Annotated in this window: 14 protein-coding genes; 5 read left to right on the forward strand and 9 right to left on the reverse strand. The window is 41.9% G+C overall.

Features of this window, described 5'->3' with window-relative positions; all coding sequences use genetic code 11:
• Positions 1 to 1,689 carry an RluA family pseudouridine synthase gene (locus OSCI_RS07570; protein ID WP_007354310.1) on the forward strand — a complete coding sequence of 563 codons (1,689 nt, stop codon included), beginning with the start codon at positions 1 to 3 and terminating at the stop codon, positions 1,687 to 1,689.
• Positions 1,690 to 1,790: 101 nt separating this feature from the next.
• Here OSCI_RS07570 and OSCI_RS07575 read toward each other — a convergent pair whose 3' ends face one another.
• On the reverse strand, positions 1,791 to 2,732 hold the full coding sequence (locus OSCI_RS07575; RefSeq protein WP_007354311.1) for a calcium-binding protein: 942 nt from the start codon (positions 2,730 to 2,732) through the stop codon (positions 1,791 to 1,793).
• Between the two features lie 171 nt (positions 2,733 to 2,903).
• Positions 2,904 to 3,776 (reverse strand): MlaE family lipid ABC transporter permease subunit, encoded by an 873-nt coding sequence (locus OSCI_RS07580; protein WP_007354312.1) that lies wholly within the window; start codon positions 3,774 to 3,776, stop codon positions 2,904 to 2,906.
• On the opposite strand from OSCI_RS07580, the gene OSCI_RS31895 reads away from it, so the two are divergent.
• On the forward strand, positions 3,775 to 3,903 hold the full coding sequence (locus OSCI_RS31895; protein ID WP_019487722.1) for a hypothetical protein: 129 nt from the start codon (positions 3,775 to 3,777) through the stop codon (positions 3,901 to 3,903). The two genes, OSCI_RS07580 and OSCI_RS31895, sit on opposite strands and share 2 nt — an antisense overlap.
• Before the next feature lie 182 nt (positions 3,904 to 4,085).
• Here OSCI_RS31895 and mtnB read toward each other — a convergent pair whose 3' ends face one another.
• From mtnB to OSCI_RS07595, 3 genes are all read right to left on the reverse strand, one after another.
• Positions 4,086 to 4,691, reverse strand: coding sequence for a methylthioribulose 1-phosphate dehydratase (gene mtnB, locus OSCI_RS07585; RefSeq protein ID WP_007354314.1), 606 nt, complete (start codon positions 4,689 to 4,691; stop codon positions 4,086 to 4,088).
• A 323-nt stretch (positions 4,692 to 5,014) separates the two neighbouring features.
• Positions 5,015 to 5,683, reverse strand: a complete 669-nt coding sequence (locus OSCI_RS07590; RefSeq protein WP_007354315.1) for an HAD-IB family phosphatase — start codon at positions 5,681 to 5,683, stop codon at positions 5,015 to 5,017.
• 112 nt (positions 5,684 to 5,795) lie between these two features.
• The gene (locus OSCI_RS07595) at positions 5,796 to 6,500 is read right to left on the reverse strand and encodes a Crp/Fnr family transcriptional regulator (protein ID WP_007354316.1); all 705 of its coding nucleotides are present in this window, start codon (positions 6,498 to 6,500) and stop codon (positions 5,796 to 5,798) included.
• Between the two features lie 7 nt (positions 6,501 to 6,507).
• Here OSCI_RS07595 and OSCI_RS29735 point away from each other — a divergent pair, with 7 nt between their 5' ends.
• A complete protein-coding gene (locus OSCI_RS29735; protein ID WP_155523422.1) occupies positions 6,508 to 6,675 on the forward strand; it encodes a hypothetical protein in 168 nt (55 codons plus the stop codon).
• A 396-nt stretch (positions 6,676 to 7,071) separates the two neighbouring features.
• Here OSCI_RS29735 and OSCI_RS07600 read toward each other — a convergent pair whose 3' ends face one another.
• The 3 genes from OSCI_RS07600 to OSCI_RS07610 all read right to left on the reverse strand — a co-directional run bounded on the left by OSCI_RS07600 (position 7,072) and on the right by OSCI_RS07610 (position 11,715).
• Entirely contained in the window at positions 7,072 to 9,819 is a 2,748-nt protein-coding gene (locus OSCI_RS07600) for a hybrid sensor histidine kinase/response regulator (protein WP_007354317.1), read from the reverse strand.
• A gap of 142 nt (positions 9,820 to 9,961) precedes the next feature.
• Positions 9,962 to 10,813, reverse strand: a complete 852-nt coding sequence (locus OSCI_RS07605) for a DUF3598 family protein (protein WP_007354318.1) — start codon at positions 10,811 to 10,813, stop codon at positions 9,962 to 9,964.
• Between the two features lie 47 nt (positions 10,814 to 10,860).
• Entirely contained in the window at positions 10,861 to 11,715 is an 855-nt protein-coding gene (locus tag OSCI_RS07610; RefSeq protein ID WP_019487724.1) for a DUF928 domain-containing protein, read from the reverse strand.
• 18 nt (positions 11,716 to 11,733) lie between these two features.
• On the opposite strand from OSCI_RS07610, the gene OSCI_RS07615 reads away from it, so the two are divergent.
• Complete coding sequence (locus OSCI_RS07615) at positions 11,734 to 12,642, forward strand: SAM hydrolase/SAM-dependent halogenase family protein (protein ID WP_007354320.1); 909 nt, start codon at positions 11,734 to 11,736, stop codon at positions 12,640 to 12,642.
• Between the two features lie 59 nt (positions 12,643 to 12,701).
• Positions 12,702 to 14,861 (forward strand): S8 family serine peptidase, encoded by a 2,160-nt coding sequence (locus OSCI_RS07620; protein WP_007354321.1) that lies wholly within the window; start codon positions 12,702 to 12,704, stop codon positions 14,859 to 14,861.
• Here OSCI_RS07620 and OSCI_RS07625 read toward each other — a convergent pair.
• Positions 14,858 to 17,068 (reverse strand): pentapeptide repeat-containing protein, encoded by a 2,211-nt coding sequence (locus tag OSCI_RS07625; RefSeq protein ID WP_007354322.1) that lies wholly within the window; start codon positions 17,066 to 17,068, stop codon positions 14,858 to 14,860. The genes OSCI_RS07620 and OSCI_RS07625 overlap by 4 nt on opposite strands.
• Positions 17,069 to 17,080 lie beyond the last annotated feature (12 nt).

Raw genomic sequence — 17,080 nt, forward strand, 5'->3', positions numbered from 1 at the left:
ATGCTCAACTTTCACCCCATCTCAGATTTTATCCCCAAAAACTCTCCTATCAATAACTCAGATCCTACCTATTACTACGAAGGAATCTCCCCTCAAAATGGTCAATTACTGAGACTTCCTCGCACACCCATAGCCGAAGCAATTGCTAAAGGTTTAATGCAGCAATTAGCCAATAATAATGATTATTCTCGCGAAGGTAAAATGTATGGCATACTCTTAGTTGAACTTCCTAATGGCGAACAACGGGTACTCAAAGCATTCTCAGGCCTTCTCAATGGTTGTCATACTATTGATGGCTGGGTTCCACCCATTCCGGGACGAGAAAAAGTAGCCTTAGTAGAAGCCTACACCTTAGCTGAATTAGACGCTATTAAACAAGAAATAATTACTCTAAAGCAACTTCCGCAATGGCAACAATACCAAACATTATCTAGCGAGTTTGAACAGCAGTTGCAATTAATGAGTCAACATCATCGTAATTGCAAACAACAGCGACAGGAAAAACGCCAAATTCTCAGCCAAACTCTTACAGATAAAGCACTTAATTTAGCATTAGAAAAACTTGATAAAGAAAGTCAAAAAGATGGAATAGAACGGCGTAACCTTAAACGAGAACAAAATGAGAAATTACAACCATTAAAAGAGATAATTGACAATGCTACTCAGCGAATTACTGAACTGAAACAACGGCGAAAAACTTTATCAAAACAACTACAAACTCAGATGTATGCAGCTTACAGTCTCACTAATTTTGCCGGCCATTCTCGTTCATTACAAACATTAATGCCAACTGGTTTAATGCCTACTGGTACTGGAGATTGTTGTGCGCCGAAATTACTCCACTATGCAGCGGTAAATAACCTTAAACCTTTAGCAATGGCAGAATTTTGGTGGGGAAATTTATCAATAAATCTGGATAGAATTAAGGGAGGATTTTATGGCGCTTGCCTCGAACGTTGTCAGCCATTAATGGGATTTTTACTATCAGGATTATCGCAAAATAGTTTTTTAGATATGGGTACATATCGGCAGAACTTTGATATATTAGAAGCAGAAAATTTGCAAATTATCTATGAAGATGAATGGCTAATAGCAGTTAACAAACCATCAGGTTTACTTTCTGTTCCTGGTCGTTATCGCGATCGGCAAGATAGCGTTTTAAGTCGCTTACGTCAATTGTTACCGGATGGCATGAATATTATCCCTGTCCATCGTTTAGACCTCGAAACTTCGGGAATTATGTTATTAGCTCGTTCTTTACCAATTTATCGGGAATTAAGCAGTCAATTTCAACATAAATTAGTTAAAAAAGTTTATGAGGCGGTACTTTCTGGTAATGTAGTAAATGATTATTGTGGTGAGATTTCATTACCACTCTGGGGAAATCCTGAACATCGTCCTTATCAGCAAGTTGATATAGAGAGGGGTAAACCTAGTTTAACTCGTTTTCAGGTGATAGCTAGGGAAGGAGAATACACTCGTGTAGAATTTATGCCGCTCACCGGTCGTACTCATCAAATTCGGGTTCATGCGTCAGATAAAAGAGGTTTAGGAATACCAATTTTAGGCGATCGCCTCTATGGATGTCAAGCCGACGCAAGTAGATTACATTTGCACGCGAGGGAGCTTTATTTTGAGCATCCGCAGTTAGGAAAAAATATTAATTTAGAGGTAGAAACTCCTTTTTAATCTGAAATCAATTGTTAACTATTTCGTGTAATCCATCCTAAAATCTTGAATGAGTCTCTACTATATATCAGTAGGTTAATAGTAGAGACTCATTGCATTTTTTAGACAAACACGAAATTATCAGTGGTAAAATTGCCTTGAATTACAGCAATTTGATCGGAAGTACCAGCCAAGTTGATAGAATTACCAACAATAGTATAATCAGAGAGCTGTCCGTGTAACTGAATGACATCTCTGTTTTGCTGGAAATCTTGAATGAATGTAACTCCTGCTCCCTGATAATATGTATTTGTGGCATCACCGAGAACAAAAGTATCTCTACCTTGACCGCCAATCAATACATCTGTTTCATTACTTCCAGGTGTAGCACTAGATAGATCGACTCCAATCAAAGTATCATTACCACGCAAACCTGAGAGAGTATCGTTACCGGCTCCTCCTACTAAATTGTTATTTTGGCGATTGCCGGTAATCACATCTACATTGGGAGTACCTACGACATTAACGAAATTCTCTACAGTCAAATTCAGTGTGCCAATTCCAGGTAAATTGTTAACAGCCACACTATTAGTTGACAAGTCTACATTAATAGAAGCTACGCCGCTACCTGTAGACGCATCAAGGGTATTAATCTGTCCTAAAGGAGCGATAATCTGTTCGATAGTGTCAAGGATATCGTTACCTGCTGCACCTTTGTTGACAATACCTCCAGCCTGAAGGGTAATGGCACTATTTAAGGAAAGATAGCTAACTGTATCGGTACTTTCTCCTCCACTCAAGGTATCGCTGCCAGTACCACCTAAAATGAAATTATCGGAAGCGTCCCCAGTAATATTGTCATTCCCTGATGTGGTGCTAATACTATTAGCTGGTGGAGTTGGTGGAGTGGGTGGAGTTTGATTTTGAGGAGGATTGGGAGGATTGGGATTTGGTGGAGTTTGATTTTGAGGAGGGTTTTGAGGATTAGGATTTGGTGGAATCTGGCTTTGCGTAATAGTATTATCGCCAGGTGCATTGGTTAAATTAGGAAATAGTGTTGCCATGGGGTAATTGCCTCAATTAGTTTTCTCAATTTGGTTAAAGAAGCTTTTTGGCTAAGGGAATGTAGTATCAATCAGCCTTTCATTGCCTCTCTATAATCATTGAGCTGCCTCAAGATGACATTTATCCCTGTATTTGAATTACAGTTTTGTAATATGGAGTAACTCTCAACCTCATCTGGTAATCGCCAATTCGTGAAACATCAACAGCGATAAAAAGAAATCAGCCATAAAAATCGACACCCAAGAAGTCACCACCGCCGCCGTTGCCGATCGCCCTACACCCTTCCCTCCCCCAGTCGTTGTTAACCCCCAACCGCAACCGATAATGCCAATAATCGCGCCAAAAATCACCCCCTTAACTACCACTGTCACCAAATCCCAGGGTTCCAAAAAAGTCCGCACTGATTCCAAAAACATCCCCGGAGGTAAATGGTAAAAAATCGCCGCCGCAAACGCGCCGCCGCCAATACCCACAACCACAGAAAAAATAGTTAAAATCGGCAACATGATGCAGCAAGCTACCACACGCGGTAAGACTAAATAATCAACTGGATTGGTTTTCAGCATATAAAGAGCATCAACTTGCTCCGTCACCTGCATTTCGCCAATTTCCGCCGCAAATCCAGAACCCACCTGTCCCGCTACCACACCCGCCGTTAAAACGGGTGCTAACTCCCGACAAAATGCGATCGCAAAAGCACCTCCCACCGCCCCCACCGCCCCAAACCGAATCAATTCCCGCGCCGATTGAATCGTAAAAATCATCCCTGCAAATAGAGCAATCAACAATACCGCCCTCAGCGAACCCAACCCCACCGTTACCAAATGCTCGATCACCAGCTTGCGGCAAACCTTGCCCTTAAGCAGCCGCAACCACACCTGCCCCCCCAATAACAAGGTTACGAAAAACCTCTGAAACCATCTATCCTCCAATGTTTCATCAAAGGCGCGATCGCGCCCGTCGCGGTATGTGGCCAACTCAGTTTTGACTGGGACAGATTTCTTGACTAAACCATTCTTAAAATTCAAGCTTAACTTCAACATGATGACGATCCCCGGTAGTCTGGGTACAGCCGATGTTAATATACCTTATACTTTTGGTATTAATTTATATCTTCCCAAAAGTAGAGGTACTTTAGGCCAAAGATGGATGATTTTTAAGGAAAATTAATGAATTGGAGCTAGCGAAATTAATCTGGGCTTCCCACTTAAGTAAAGCCTAATCTGTAGCAATTTTTACTTAAAAACTTACAAGTTACTTACGTAGCACTGCTGACATCGCAGTATTAACGCCTCTATACCAGTTTTCCAGTGCGTAGGTAATGCTTTTAATCAGCAATTACCAATTAGCCATTAGCGAGCTGCTACCATATAGCGAAAAATATATTCAGCAACTTCAATATAATTGTAAGCTTTAGCTGTCGAGTCACCCCAGACAGTAACACCATGATCGCGGATTAATAAAGCGGGTATTGGCGGCGGTGAAATTGCAAAGCGATCGCAAATCTCATCAGCAATTCGCGGCACTTCAAAATGATTAGTAAACAGCGGTATTGCTACCTCTGGATTCTCTTCCCACACCCCCAAACCCTTGAGCATTTCAATCGCAGGCAAAGGTAATCGATCTTCCTCAGTAAATCGAGAGACTAAATTAGCCTCAATCGAGTGTACGTGATAGCAAGCTTGAGCTTCTGGAAAAGATTTGTAAATTGCCTGATGAATACTTGTTTCAGCAGAAGGACGACAATCTGAATGCGGTTGCTCGATAATTTTACCATCTACATTCATACGAATAAAATCTTGCTCTGTTAACTGTCCTTTTGCTCTGCCACTAGCTGTAATCCAAAAGCTACCGTCAGTCAAACGAGCGGAAAGATTTCCCGCAGTACCAACCATCCAACCTCTATTATAAAAGTGGCTTGCTGCTGCAATTAAACTTTGTCTTAAATCACTATTCATGGTGAGTTGTTAGTTGTTAGTTGTTAGTTGTTAGTTGTTAATTGTTAGTTGTTAGTTGTTAATTGTTAATTGTTAATTGTTAGTTGTTAGTTGTTAGTTGTTAGTTGTTTGTTGCTTATACTAATTATCTAAATAATTGGAATAGGTAATTTAGCTGTATAACATCTTAACAGTTCAGGCTTACACACCCTACCAAAGAAACCGGGTTTTTTGACGAAAATACTTCGCCCGTACCCACAGATTCTCTCAAAAACCCGGTTTCTAAGACTCCCTGCGTAAGTCCTACAGTTAACTGTTAACAGTTAACAGTTAACAGTTAGCAATTAACTCCATCGCTGGGATAAACTCTCAATTACATCAAAAAAATCATTCCAGTATATGTAAGATTTCTGCTCCTTATCCAAATATTCAGCCAAGCGATCGCGCGCAAAAACTACAGGCGCAACCCTAGCCATATTCAAATCCGTCACCGAATCTCCAATTGCCACCTGCTCGTCAGCCTCATACAGCTCCATTACCCGCACCTTAGACACAAGTTCCGTATCCCCTTCAAACTCAGAACACACTTTCAGGTGAGAGCCGCTAGGATCTAAATCTACCGCATAAATAGCTTCTGTACGAGCCGCCAAATCGCCCATCACTGTCTCTACCATCACCCGAATACCACCTGAAACTACCACAAAAGGTACTTCGCGATCCTTAAGAAAATCTAGGAGTTCTACCAATCCGGGCCGCATTAACTTCCCTTGAGAAAATTCGATAATCTCCTGATAACGTTCCGAAGGAATAGACTCTAATAACTGTCGGACTCCTGCCCGCAGCGTCAGCCTTCTAGCGTACATTTCTGGGATTAGTTGAGCCGACAACTCCGGTGCGAAGTGCTTTAGCATTCCGACAAAAGTTTCCTCAAGGGCGATCGTACCGTCAAAGTCACAGAAGACCACTCGTTTCAGTTGATTGGAAGTTAGAGATATTTGTCGGTCATTAGTCATAATTAATCGTACCCTGCAAGAATGCCAAGGCAGTACAGAATTAATCTTACATTATTCCCATACCATTACAGTCAATAGCACACAATTAAACAGTTAAACAGTTAAAAACTTTTTAGTTTTGGTCAGAGTCGGTAGGCAGACAAATTAAATTATCATCTTGGGTATAAATCAAACCTTTGGAGCGCAATTTGCCCATTAAGCGCGTCACTGTCACTCGTGTAGAACCGATCGCGCTGCCAATTTGAGCATGAGTTAAAAGCCAAGGCAAACGGTAGCCCCGGACTAGATCGGGATCTGCTTCATTAATGTAAGGTTCGCCGAATTCCTCGATCAGCAAAGTTAGAAATCCGTACAATCTGTCCAGAGTTCGCCGTTGGCCTAATGTACTGAGCCATAAAAGTTTTCGCTGATGCTGATAGCGAAAGGCATCTAAGACTTCCCGGCGGAAGTGGGGCCAGTTGTCTAGATCGTGCCAATACATCCACAGTACATTTGTTTGGTCAGTATGGGCGTAAGCTTGGAGTGTAAAAGGCGACTGAGCTACGAGTTCAAAGGGTTGACCTGCACCCACGAAGCCTAAAAAAGCTTCTTCAGGATTGCGACGCGGGGATTTTTTAGTACCGCTGGCGCTAATTAGGGAAGAGCCTACCAGTCGGATAGAACCGCGCTCTACTAAATAGAGCAAGCCGGGTCTGGCAGGAATCCGTTCGTCTTTGTTAAAAGTTCGATAGCGGTAGTGTTCTTGTGCCCAGTCTATAATTCGCTGCCAAGTTAAAAAAGGTCGATTGCTGTCTGAAGTTGTGGAAGTTGTTTGCATAAAAGGGATGTTGGGAGATATATCCACAAGGGACGAATATGGCACGCCCCGCTGTGTCGGGAAGTTAGATACTCAAGTGCTCAGAACTTGCGATCGCGATCGCCATACATCTGACTATGTAAGTCTGAGGTGGAATTTCAATGTAGCAAAAAATACATCGCAATGGTTAACTTGAGGAGAAAGTTCGGTTTGAAATATATGTATCGAATACAAAAAAACTGTAAGACTGTCCATCACTTAGATATTCTGTTACATAGAAGTACAGAGCACTTACGCACCCAACCAAAGAAACCGGGTTTTTTGACGAAAATACTTCGCCCTACCTTCTACCTCCTGCCTTCTGCCTCCTGCCTCCTGCCTTCTTCGTGACCCACAGATGCTCTCAAAAACCCGGTTTCTGGGGCTATGAGCGTAAGCCCTAATATTGATGATGCAAAAGCGTTGCCATCTGAGGGTACGAAGCAATCCCGAAGCAATCGCAGAGACTTGGCGATTGCTTCACGGAGCTCCCAATGACGACAGAATTACCAATCAAGGAGATGACTAACGCGGACTATTCTTTTAGCCTTAACTATTTAACTTGATACTGATTTAAGAAAGCTTGAAGTTGTTTTTCCTGAAACCCTTTTGCCATTTCACATATACGATCGGCAAAAGGAATCCATTGCTCATCTAACTTTTTCAATTCCTCTGCTTGTTGGATCGCACCTTTAAGATTACCCTTTTTTGCTAAATCATACAAAATTTTCATTTTGTCTGGTGGGGGAATCACCAAACATCTAACAGAGGATAATTCAGTATTCGATCCGCTAGTAAGTGCTGCTGGAGTTGGCTCTGCATAAACCCAAGATACACCTAATTGTTTCTGCAATACTTCAAACAATTCTGAAATTTGCACAGGTTTGGGTAAAAAAGCATTTGCTCCAGCCTCTAAACTCTTGTATTGGTCTGCTTCAAACACGCTAGCAGAAGAAACTATGACAACTGTATCTTTAAACTGGTCAGAAATACGGAGGCGACGCAGTAATTCAAAACCATCCATTATCGGCATAATTAAATCAGTAATAATTGCATCTGGTATTAACTCATTTGCTTTGTCTAACCCCTCAGCACCATTAGTAGCTTCAAAGACTTCAAAACCAATAGGAGATAATAAATGGACAATCACGGAGCGATTTTCCCAGCGGTCATCTACAACTAATATTTTGCGTTTATTGCCGAGGAAACTAACAATTGTTCCCTTTAAATCAAAAGTCGGTTTTAATGTAAATTCGCTGGCACAAGGCAAGTCTAAATCAAACCAGAATTGACTACCTTCTCCCAGTTGGCTAGTCACTCTAATTTGGGAACTCATCACCTCCACAATTTTTGAGCTAATTGCTAAACCTAACCCCGTTCCTTCTGCTCTGCGTTTACTATCGCCTACCTGTTCAAAGGGATCGAAGATTTTTTGTTTTTGTTCTTCACTCATCCCTAATCCCGTATCTTCTATTTGAAAACGGATTTTATTGATGGCATTGAAGGTGCTTGCTTCTGCATCAATCGTAGATGATTCAATCACACCAACCTTGAAGGTAACGCTCCCTTCTTCAGTAAACTTGACTGCATTACCCAAAAGATTGATTAATACTTGTCGCAAGCGTTTTTCATCGGCTTGTACGCTCACCGGCAGTGCTGGATCGAATTGGCTAATAAAAGTAATTCCTTTTTGTTCAGCTTTAATCCTGACAATTTCACTTACGGCTTGAAGAAATGCTAGAAAATGGAATTGATTAGGATAAATTTCCATTTTCCTTGCTTCTATTTTGGAGAGGTCTAAAATGTCATTAATCAGAGTCAATAAGTGAGAACCGCACTGCTGAATTATACCTAAACCTTTGAGGTCAGTTTCTTGAATGTTTTTTGAGCGCATTAAGATTTGAGCATAGCCCAAAATACCATTGAGAGGGGTTCTCAGTTCGTGACTCATGTTAGCGAGAAATTCGCTTTTGGCACTGTTGGCTAGTTCCGCAGCAAGCTTGGCCTCTTGTAGTTCGGCTGTTCGTTGTTTTACTCTAACTTCCAGAGCTGTAAAAGAGTCTTGTAACTGCCGTGCCATTTTGTTAAATGACTCACCCAAAACCTGGATTTCACTCACCCCTTTGACGATTACTGTTTGGTTGAGTTTGCCATCAGCGATGGCGCTGGAAGCTTGACTTAATCGCTGAATAGGGACAGCAATCCATTGTGAAGTTAAAATTCCCAATCCGGTTGCTATTAACAGTGCAAATATACAGAGAATAATTGTAGTATTTGTATTGGCATTAATTTGCTCCATGAAATCGGATTCGGGAACAACAACCACAATTAGCCAATCTAAGTTACGGCTATCTGAAAAAGGCAATACTTGCACGAATTGCCGCTGATTCTCGACTAGAAAAGTAAGATTTTTGCTCTGAGTAATTTGATTCAATCCCCCAAAATCTTCGACTAAATATTTGGCGGTCGCGCGAATCAGGGGAGAGCCAAATTCTGTAGCTTTTATGCGCGTTGCTTTTTTTTGAGCGGTAATTGTAAATGGCAGCACGTTTGCGGAACTTGCCACCAATTCTCCAGAACGTTCGACAATGAAAGTCTGTCCAGAACGACCGATTTTTAAATTACGTAGAAAATTCCCAATTTGCGAGAGGCTAAAGTTGACTGTGAATACTCCGCGAAGAGTCCCGGTTTCATCGTATAAGGGTTGACTAGCATTAATTGCCAGTATTGATTGAGCGTACAAAGCATGAATTGGACTCCAGGCGGGGCCACCTTGTTCGATGGGAGCGCGATACCAAGGTCGGCGACGCGGATCGTAATTAGGGAAAACATCTAAGACTTTGGCTCGCTCTCCTGTGCTGTTAGCTGCATAAATATGTAGATTACCCGGAGCTTCTGTTAACCAACTAATGCGAAATGAACCATCTGTAGTTGTTCTATCGAAGGAAGTATACTGTCCCTGTTCGCTGCCGAAGGAGATGTAATTGATTGACTCAAATGACTGAAGTTGCTTCCGTAAGTAAAGTCTCAAGTCATCTTGATCGTCCACATTTAACTTACCGAGTTTTACAATATCTTCGTTGATTTTATTAATAATATGTGGTAGCTCGATGTAGCTTTTGAGGTTCTGTTCAATCCGGGCCGTAATCTCGCTACGTAATTGAGCAGTAACATCATGAACTGACTTTTGCCCATTGCGTAAGGAAAGCCATCCTGTAAGTCCGACAGCAAGAACAATTTGCAATACAAAAGGAACAACAAGAACCCCGCGCAGAGGAAATTTTATAGGGTGAGGACGCATACTATAAATGATGATACTTAGGTACTAGCTCAACTATAACAGTCTTGCTTTTACCTCTTTGTATCCCAGAAAACATTTACCCTGAAAATGGAATGATTATCTGAAGTTTGTTAGAAGTAGCTGACAATTTAAGTCAATAGTTTTAGCTAACTTTACGTTCGGTTATTAAGGTCAAGCTCACCCATTCTCCGTTTTCATTATAAGAGCGAATCATCCGTTGCCGTAAGTCTGATTCTACCAGCCAACCCGCCTCTAAAAAGAAAGATTTTCTTCGCTGAACTGGCACTGGCGTGGTAGCAGAAGCACCGCCGGGCAGCAATAGCACTTGCATTGCTTGGGAACTTTGATTAAACCGGAGGATAGAACCGTCAATTAAAGCACTAGAAGCAATTGTTTTAATATCTAAACCACTACCAAAAGTTATCTTTTGTAATAATTGATTGTGGTCATCGCGGTGCAATTGCAGTGAGGTAGGATAAGAGTCCGATGGTCGCCAATCTGGATAAATTGTTACTGCTTCTCCTCGCCATTCGCCAATTAAATCATCAACCTTCAAAGGCGGTTTTTCGGGTACATCTTTACCCGCTAGCTTTTCACGTATCAGTGTTAAACTAGCTAAATTGCCGTCGCGATCGCATAGCTGCACTAGGCGCAGACGCTGATTACCGTAGATAAAACTCAACTCGGCCCCAAACTCTGAATAGGGGGCGAGTTGGATACTACCTTGAGAAAAAGCCCCATTTTCAAAAAACAGAATATCTCTGCCTAGATACTGATATTCTCGCACCAACTCATTGACTGTTGATTCGGAGGCATTGTTAGGGTTAGGTAAAAAGCGGCGGAGAGTTAGGCGCGCACTTTTTTTATTATTTAAGCCTTCTAAGGACAGAATACTAGGGATATCTTCAAGTTGCTCTCCTAATGGTGAGAACTTGGTAAAAGTACCTTCCCAAACTCCTAAATTTTTTAGAAAATTGTCCCACTGCTGACTCATATTTCTTTCCTAAATTTTAGAGCAAAAATCAATTTAAATATTTAGCTCTACCTGCTGTCTCCTGCCTCCTGCCTCCTGCCTTCTGCTATATTACAGCATTCAACTAGAGGTTCTTGACTGATATTTTCCAATCCTACAGACTTTAATAATTCCGCCCAAGCATTAGCTAAAGGTAGATCGTTGGGTTGTGATTTCCGTAACTGCGCTAAGGCCGTTAGAGTATCGTGCCAAAGACCAGAACGGGCATAAATAGCAGGGCGATCTGTAGGCGATGCTTGTGCTAATTCTTGGGCTAAATTAGGAATTAATTCGACTCGGCGAGTCCATCCACTCACTACACTGTCACCGCTGCGATCTTCGGGATCGCAAATTACCTCAAAATACCAGCGGTAATATTTTGTCAGTTCCAGTGGTGGAGAGTCTTTAGGAAGAGTGAAACTAATAACGCCGGGAGTACCTGCGATCGTGAATGCTGTATGGTAAATTTTTTCTTCTTGTTCGTCAAGGAGTTCAAACTCTACTTCAAAACTCTCCCTCAAATGGGAGTTGCTGACAGTTTTGTTGCACGCATTTTCATCTTTATCGGTTACGGTTTTAGTAGTAGTAGCGTGGGGGACATATAAAAAAAATGTTGGGTGCTCGGCGGTAGTTAGTGCCAAACTTGTAGGCGGTAGTAGTGCTGTGAGAGAATTGATAGAATTGTAGCAAGGACAGCGCGATCGCAACTCTTGCCTCCTAACGACCATTGGTGCAGACTCCTGCGGTGGAGAAAAGTGAATTTCACTTAGACCCTTTGGTACAGACTGGGAAATGACAATTGTGGGTAAAAGTAAGGTTAAAGCTAGGGAAAATAAGGCTAAGGCAAGTATCTTTAGATGTAGGGGAAACTTACTCTTAGCCATAAAAAATTAGCCTCCAAAATGTTTAAAACTAAAATAATAACTCTGCTGACAGATTTTGGCTTGAGCGATGTCTACGTTGGTGTCCTCAAAGGCGCGATCGCTCAAATCAACCCGCAATTAACGATCGTAGACCTCACCCATCAAATTCCGCCGCAAAATATTGCTGCGGGTAGATTTTGCCTGATGACTGCATATCCTTATTTTCCTGCGGGAACCGTACATATTGCTGTTGTCGATCCGGGAGTTGGAAGTAGTAGACGCGGTGTAGCAGTGAAATGTGCCAATTGCGTGCTGGTGGGGCCGGATAATGGCTTGTTTAGCGGGGTTTTGAGTCACGAGAGTGCGATGCCTACGGCTGGCTACACCTACGCGGCTGTAGAATTAAGTAACCCGCAATATTGGCGGACATCTCAACCTAGCAGCACTTTTCACGGTCGAGATATTTTTGCGACGGTGGGAGCTCACTTAGCTAGTGGGGTTCCTTTGGAGGAGTTGGGACGAGCCATAGATCCTGATAGTCTAGTGCGATCGCCTATTCCAGCTTGTACTCCCACAACGAACTGTGTAGATGGCTGTATTCAGTATATCGATTATTTTGGCAATTTGATTACTAATATTCCGGGAACTTTGGTTGCGGGTAAAAGTTGGTCTGTTGCGATCGCGCGGTCAAAACTTAGCAGCGAGTCCGATCGAGATTTTGTCATACCCAGTGGCACAAGTTACAGCAGCGCCGAATCTGGTAATTTGATTGCTTTAGTTGGTTCTCATGGTTGGGTAGAAATTGCAGTTTTTCGCGGTAATGCTCAAGCTTTTTTAGGAATAGATTGGTGGGCAAAGGTGGAGGTTAAAATTCATGATAATATAATTCTTGATGCGGCTTTACAATCTTCTGAACCTGAAACTAAGCAGCCTAAATCGGGAAAGTAAATTTGGTAAAATAAGCGATCGCGCCTAGCAATCTAACGCAGTGTGAACGGGAAATCCTTATGAGCAGCGAAAATCAGCCAGTATTACCGTCTAAAATCTACACTGAGGCTGTTGTTCGTTCAATAACTGGGGCATCGTTGTTACGCCACTCGCAGCCCGTGACTAGCGAAAATGTGACTCAATTTTATGCAGAACCCCACCAAGTCGAATTAGCGATTAAACGCTTAAAGGCGGCAGGATTTGAAATTTTAGAGGTTGGCTTTGCCACGATCAGCATTGCTGGCCAGCCAGAGCTTTATGAGCGATCGTTTCAGACAACCTTGGAGGCAATTGAGCGCCCTACGATCACAGAAATGGGTGAGATCGGCACGACAATATTGATCAATTCAGTTGATAACACACCATTTGGTGAGATTGATACCTCTAAGACAATTTGGGATGATGTGTTAGATGGAATTGCGATTAACGAACCTGTTTACTACTCTCGACCGACTATTCCCACATCAGAACCCCCAGAAAAAACGGCAAAATACCTGAATGTACCCGATGATGTGGCTCAAGGTTTAAATGCAAACCTAGTTCACCAAAACGGCATCACAGGCAAAGGCGTTAGGGTGGCAATGATCGATTCTGGGTGGTATCCCCATCCATTTTTTAGAGAGCATAACTATAAGGTAAATGTCGTTCTTGCCCCTGGTGCAACCGATCTCGATCGAGATATTAGCGGTCATGGTACAGGAGAATCTGCAAATGTTTTTGCCATAGCTCCTGAAGCAGAACTAATAATGATCAAGTTTGGCGTAGTAGTCGAAGATAAAATCGCGAACGTTGACTCAGTGGCAGCCTTCAAGCGAGCCATTGAGCAGCGACCAGATATTATTTCTTGTAGTTGGGGTTCCGATCAAAGAAACCGTCAACTTTCTCCTCAAGACAAACTCTTAGCTGCTGCTGTTGCTCGTGCTGTCTATGAAGGGATTGTGGTTATTTTTTCGGCTGGGAATGGACAATGGGGTTTTCCAGCACAACATCCAGAGGCGATCGCAGTTGGCGGCGTTTATAAACATCTAAAAGGGTCATTGAAAGGTTTATTGGAGGCAAGCAATTATGCCAGCAGCTTTATTAGCCCAGTTTATCCGGGACGACGAGTTCCAGATGTCTGCGGATTAGTCGGACAGTTGCCCAATGGAGCTTATATTCGGCTACCTGTCCCTCCAGGTAGTCGGGTAGATCAAGCGCGTTCTGCTGCCGGTGATGGTACACTACCCTCAGATGGATGGGCTGTTTTTAGTGGTACTTCAGCCGCAGCACCTCAGTTAGCGGGTATTTGTGCCTTGCTCAAGCAGAGCGATCCCCATTTGTCTCCCGCTAGAGTAAAGCAAATCTTGCAGCAAACAGCCCGCGATGTTACTGAAGGTTTTAGCAATCCCAGTACAGGAGGCAGTCGAGCCAGACCAGGAGTGGATCTAGCAACAGGCTATGGTTTAGCTGATGCTGATGCTTCGGTAGAGGCTATTAAGGCATTTACTAACGAAAAATATTATGATGATTGTGCATCTTCAGAGCGAACAGATCAAAAATTTTCAACACTTTATCTAACATCAAAAGCGAGGAAACCTATGTATTCTGAATTTCCTAAACTCCAAAAGAAACTCGATGAAATCCGTTGGGAATTCGAGAAAAAACTGCAAGAAGTAATTAAAAATAATGAAGAATTAGAAGATGTTGAACTGAAAATCAGTGAGGCTAACTTCATCCCTCGTTCTCCGATTACAAAGGTTGCTTTTTCTTTGCGAGAAAGATTAGATAAATGTTTTTACACAAAAGAACAACTTAATCAATTAAGGAATGAACAACTTGTTCAAGCAAAAAAAGTAAAAATTGACAAATCAAAAATCACAGAAGAACATATATCTTTGGCTCAAGCACTGATGAAAATTGGTAGATATCAAGAAACAGCAATTCTTGTTTTAACAGAAGCGTTATTAATAACTGAAACTGATATCACTACAACGGAACACAAAGAGAAAGAAGCTAAAAAGCTCAGAAAAATGGCATCTGAGGCTTTGTCAGACTGTGGTACTGAAATTGCTATGTTTGATACTAATAGCAGGAATGAAGCTACATTTTTTGCCAAGGAGGGTGAGCAGTGTTGCTGTGTGGATAACCAAGGCCATTGCATTAAATATGGCATTAGCAATGGGAAAAAATGTGTTTGTTAACGTGGACAGTCTCTGTTGCGAGGAATATTAGTTAGATAATCAGGCATTACTGTATCACAGAGTATTGAATCTTGTAGTTGTTCTTCAGTCAATCCCTCTGCTGCATCTAATTTAGCCCTTGTTAGATTGGAGCCTTTGAAAATTGCTTCTTCCAAGAATGCTCCCTGAAAGTTAGCATCGCTTAGATTTGAATTTTCAAAATTAGCCTTAAATAAAGTAGCGCATTCAGAATGGTTGCACCCAAAATCTGCTCCTGTCAATACTGCTTTTCCACTAAAGTCAGTAGATAACAACGTTGCTCCTTTAAAGCTAGAAAAAGGTAATCTAGATCCGCGGAAATTAGAATTAGACAAATTAGCCATATCAAAATTTGCATTCAATATATATATACGGGGAAGTTGAACTTTAAATAAATCTTCATTACAGAGCTTCACATCTCTAAGTCCATTAGCATATCTTGTCCACCACATATATTCCAACAGTCCTTTAATCTCAAAATCTGCTTTGCAGTCATCACGAGATAATATGGAATTTGCTCTACCAATGATTTGTAAATGAACAAAACCCAGAATGGATATTGATAAAACAAGCAAAACAGGAGCAGATTTTAAGGTATTAATTCTGTGTTTTTTTACACTTGCTTTTACAAATTCTTTTGCCAATCCACATAGTGAGGTTTCAGCATTATCTTTTTGAGCCTGTATAAATTCTCTAGCATCACGGAGTCTGCGCCCTTGAAGCAAATAATCCTTAGATTTTCGATTATCTTGCCACTCGAAAGCAGATTGCTCAATTTTGCGCTTATTGCGAAGGTTTTCCCAGTGTTCCTTAAGCCACTCCTGTAATTCTTTCCATTTGTGAATTAAAGCTTCATGGGCAACCTCCACCATTTCCACCTGTTGCTCATTAGAAAAAGTAACTAAAATCCATACACCCGGATCAGCAAAACGCTCAATTACTTCTCGCACAAGGGGTTCATCCTGTTTGCTGGTAATCAGTTCCGAAATAGGCGCACGGCGACGGGTTGCTGTATGATCGTCATTCAATTGAATTAAAGCCAGAAAAGTAGATCGGGCAATTTTTTGTTGTTCAGTGTTTAAAGACTCATACAAACTTTTTGCTTTATTCGCCAACGCTCCACCGACACCGCCAATTTGCTTTAGGGTATCTGCTGGTTCTATCTTATTACGCAACCCTTCCCAAATCTGAGTTAGGGCAAATTGTAACAGAGGTAATGCTCCTTCCTGTCCTTTGGATTGTTCAACAAGCAACTGTACTGTTGCCTTATCTAATTCGTAGCCTTTCTGTTTTGCAGGTTCAGTAATTGCGATCGCCAGTTCCTCTGGCTGCATAATCGGGACTAAAAAACCCTGAGAGGAAAACAGTTGATTTAAGCGAGGATGTTGCTGAGTTTTCCCTAAAAAATCACTCCGCATCGTGATAATCACTGAAACTCTTTGAGAAGAGTCGCTTGCCGCACAAAGCAAATTCTCTACAAAAGCAGAGCGCACCTGCTCATCATTGCAGAGGGTGTAAGTGTAAAGTTCCTCAAATTGATCTACCAATACAATCAACGGTGCAAAAGCGATATCAGGCAAAACATTGGCAATACGGCGCAGCCCGTCAAATTCTTGCTTTTCGTTAAGTTCAAGTAATTCTTGTTTAAATTCCCTTGTCTTAGCAACGGGAGTTTCATCCTTAGTAGCGATCCGAGCTAACACCGTAGCTAAAGCTTCAAGGGGGTCATTACCTGGAGTCAATACTACTACGCGCCCCCGATCCTTTCCGGGTAAAGGTTGCTTACCTAAAGCTGGAATTAACCCTGCCCTTGCTAATGAGGATTTACCCGATCCTGATGGCCCATAAATCGGCAATACTCGAATTTTAGTGCGATCGCCATACAACTCCTGAAAACGTGACCACAGTTTGTTAATCTCGATATCTCTGCCAAAAAAGCGATCGCCGTCCATTTCCCAAAACGGCTTTAGTCCTTGATAGGGGTTTTCTCCCAATTCAACGGAATCGGTAGCAGTTTCTATTGTTTTAGGTAGCGTTTGAGTTTGAGACTGATGAATAATGAGTTGCCCCAGTGCAAAACCACCTATCATCTGGGCGATTACCTGTCCCTGATTGTTGTCTGTATCTTGCCTAATCTGGGTAATAGGTTCAGGGGTGGAAGCTGATTCGGAATCTGGAGAAATTGTCATAATGCGATCGCT

Source organism: Kamptonema sp. PCC 6506, assembly GCF_000180455.1.
In the GTDB taxonomy this organism is placed as follows: Bacteria; Cyanobacteriota; Cyanobacteriia; order Cyanobacteriales; family Microcoleaceae; genus Kamptonema; species Kamptonema formosum.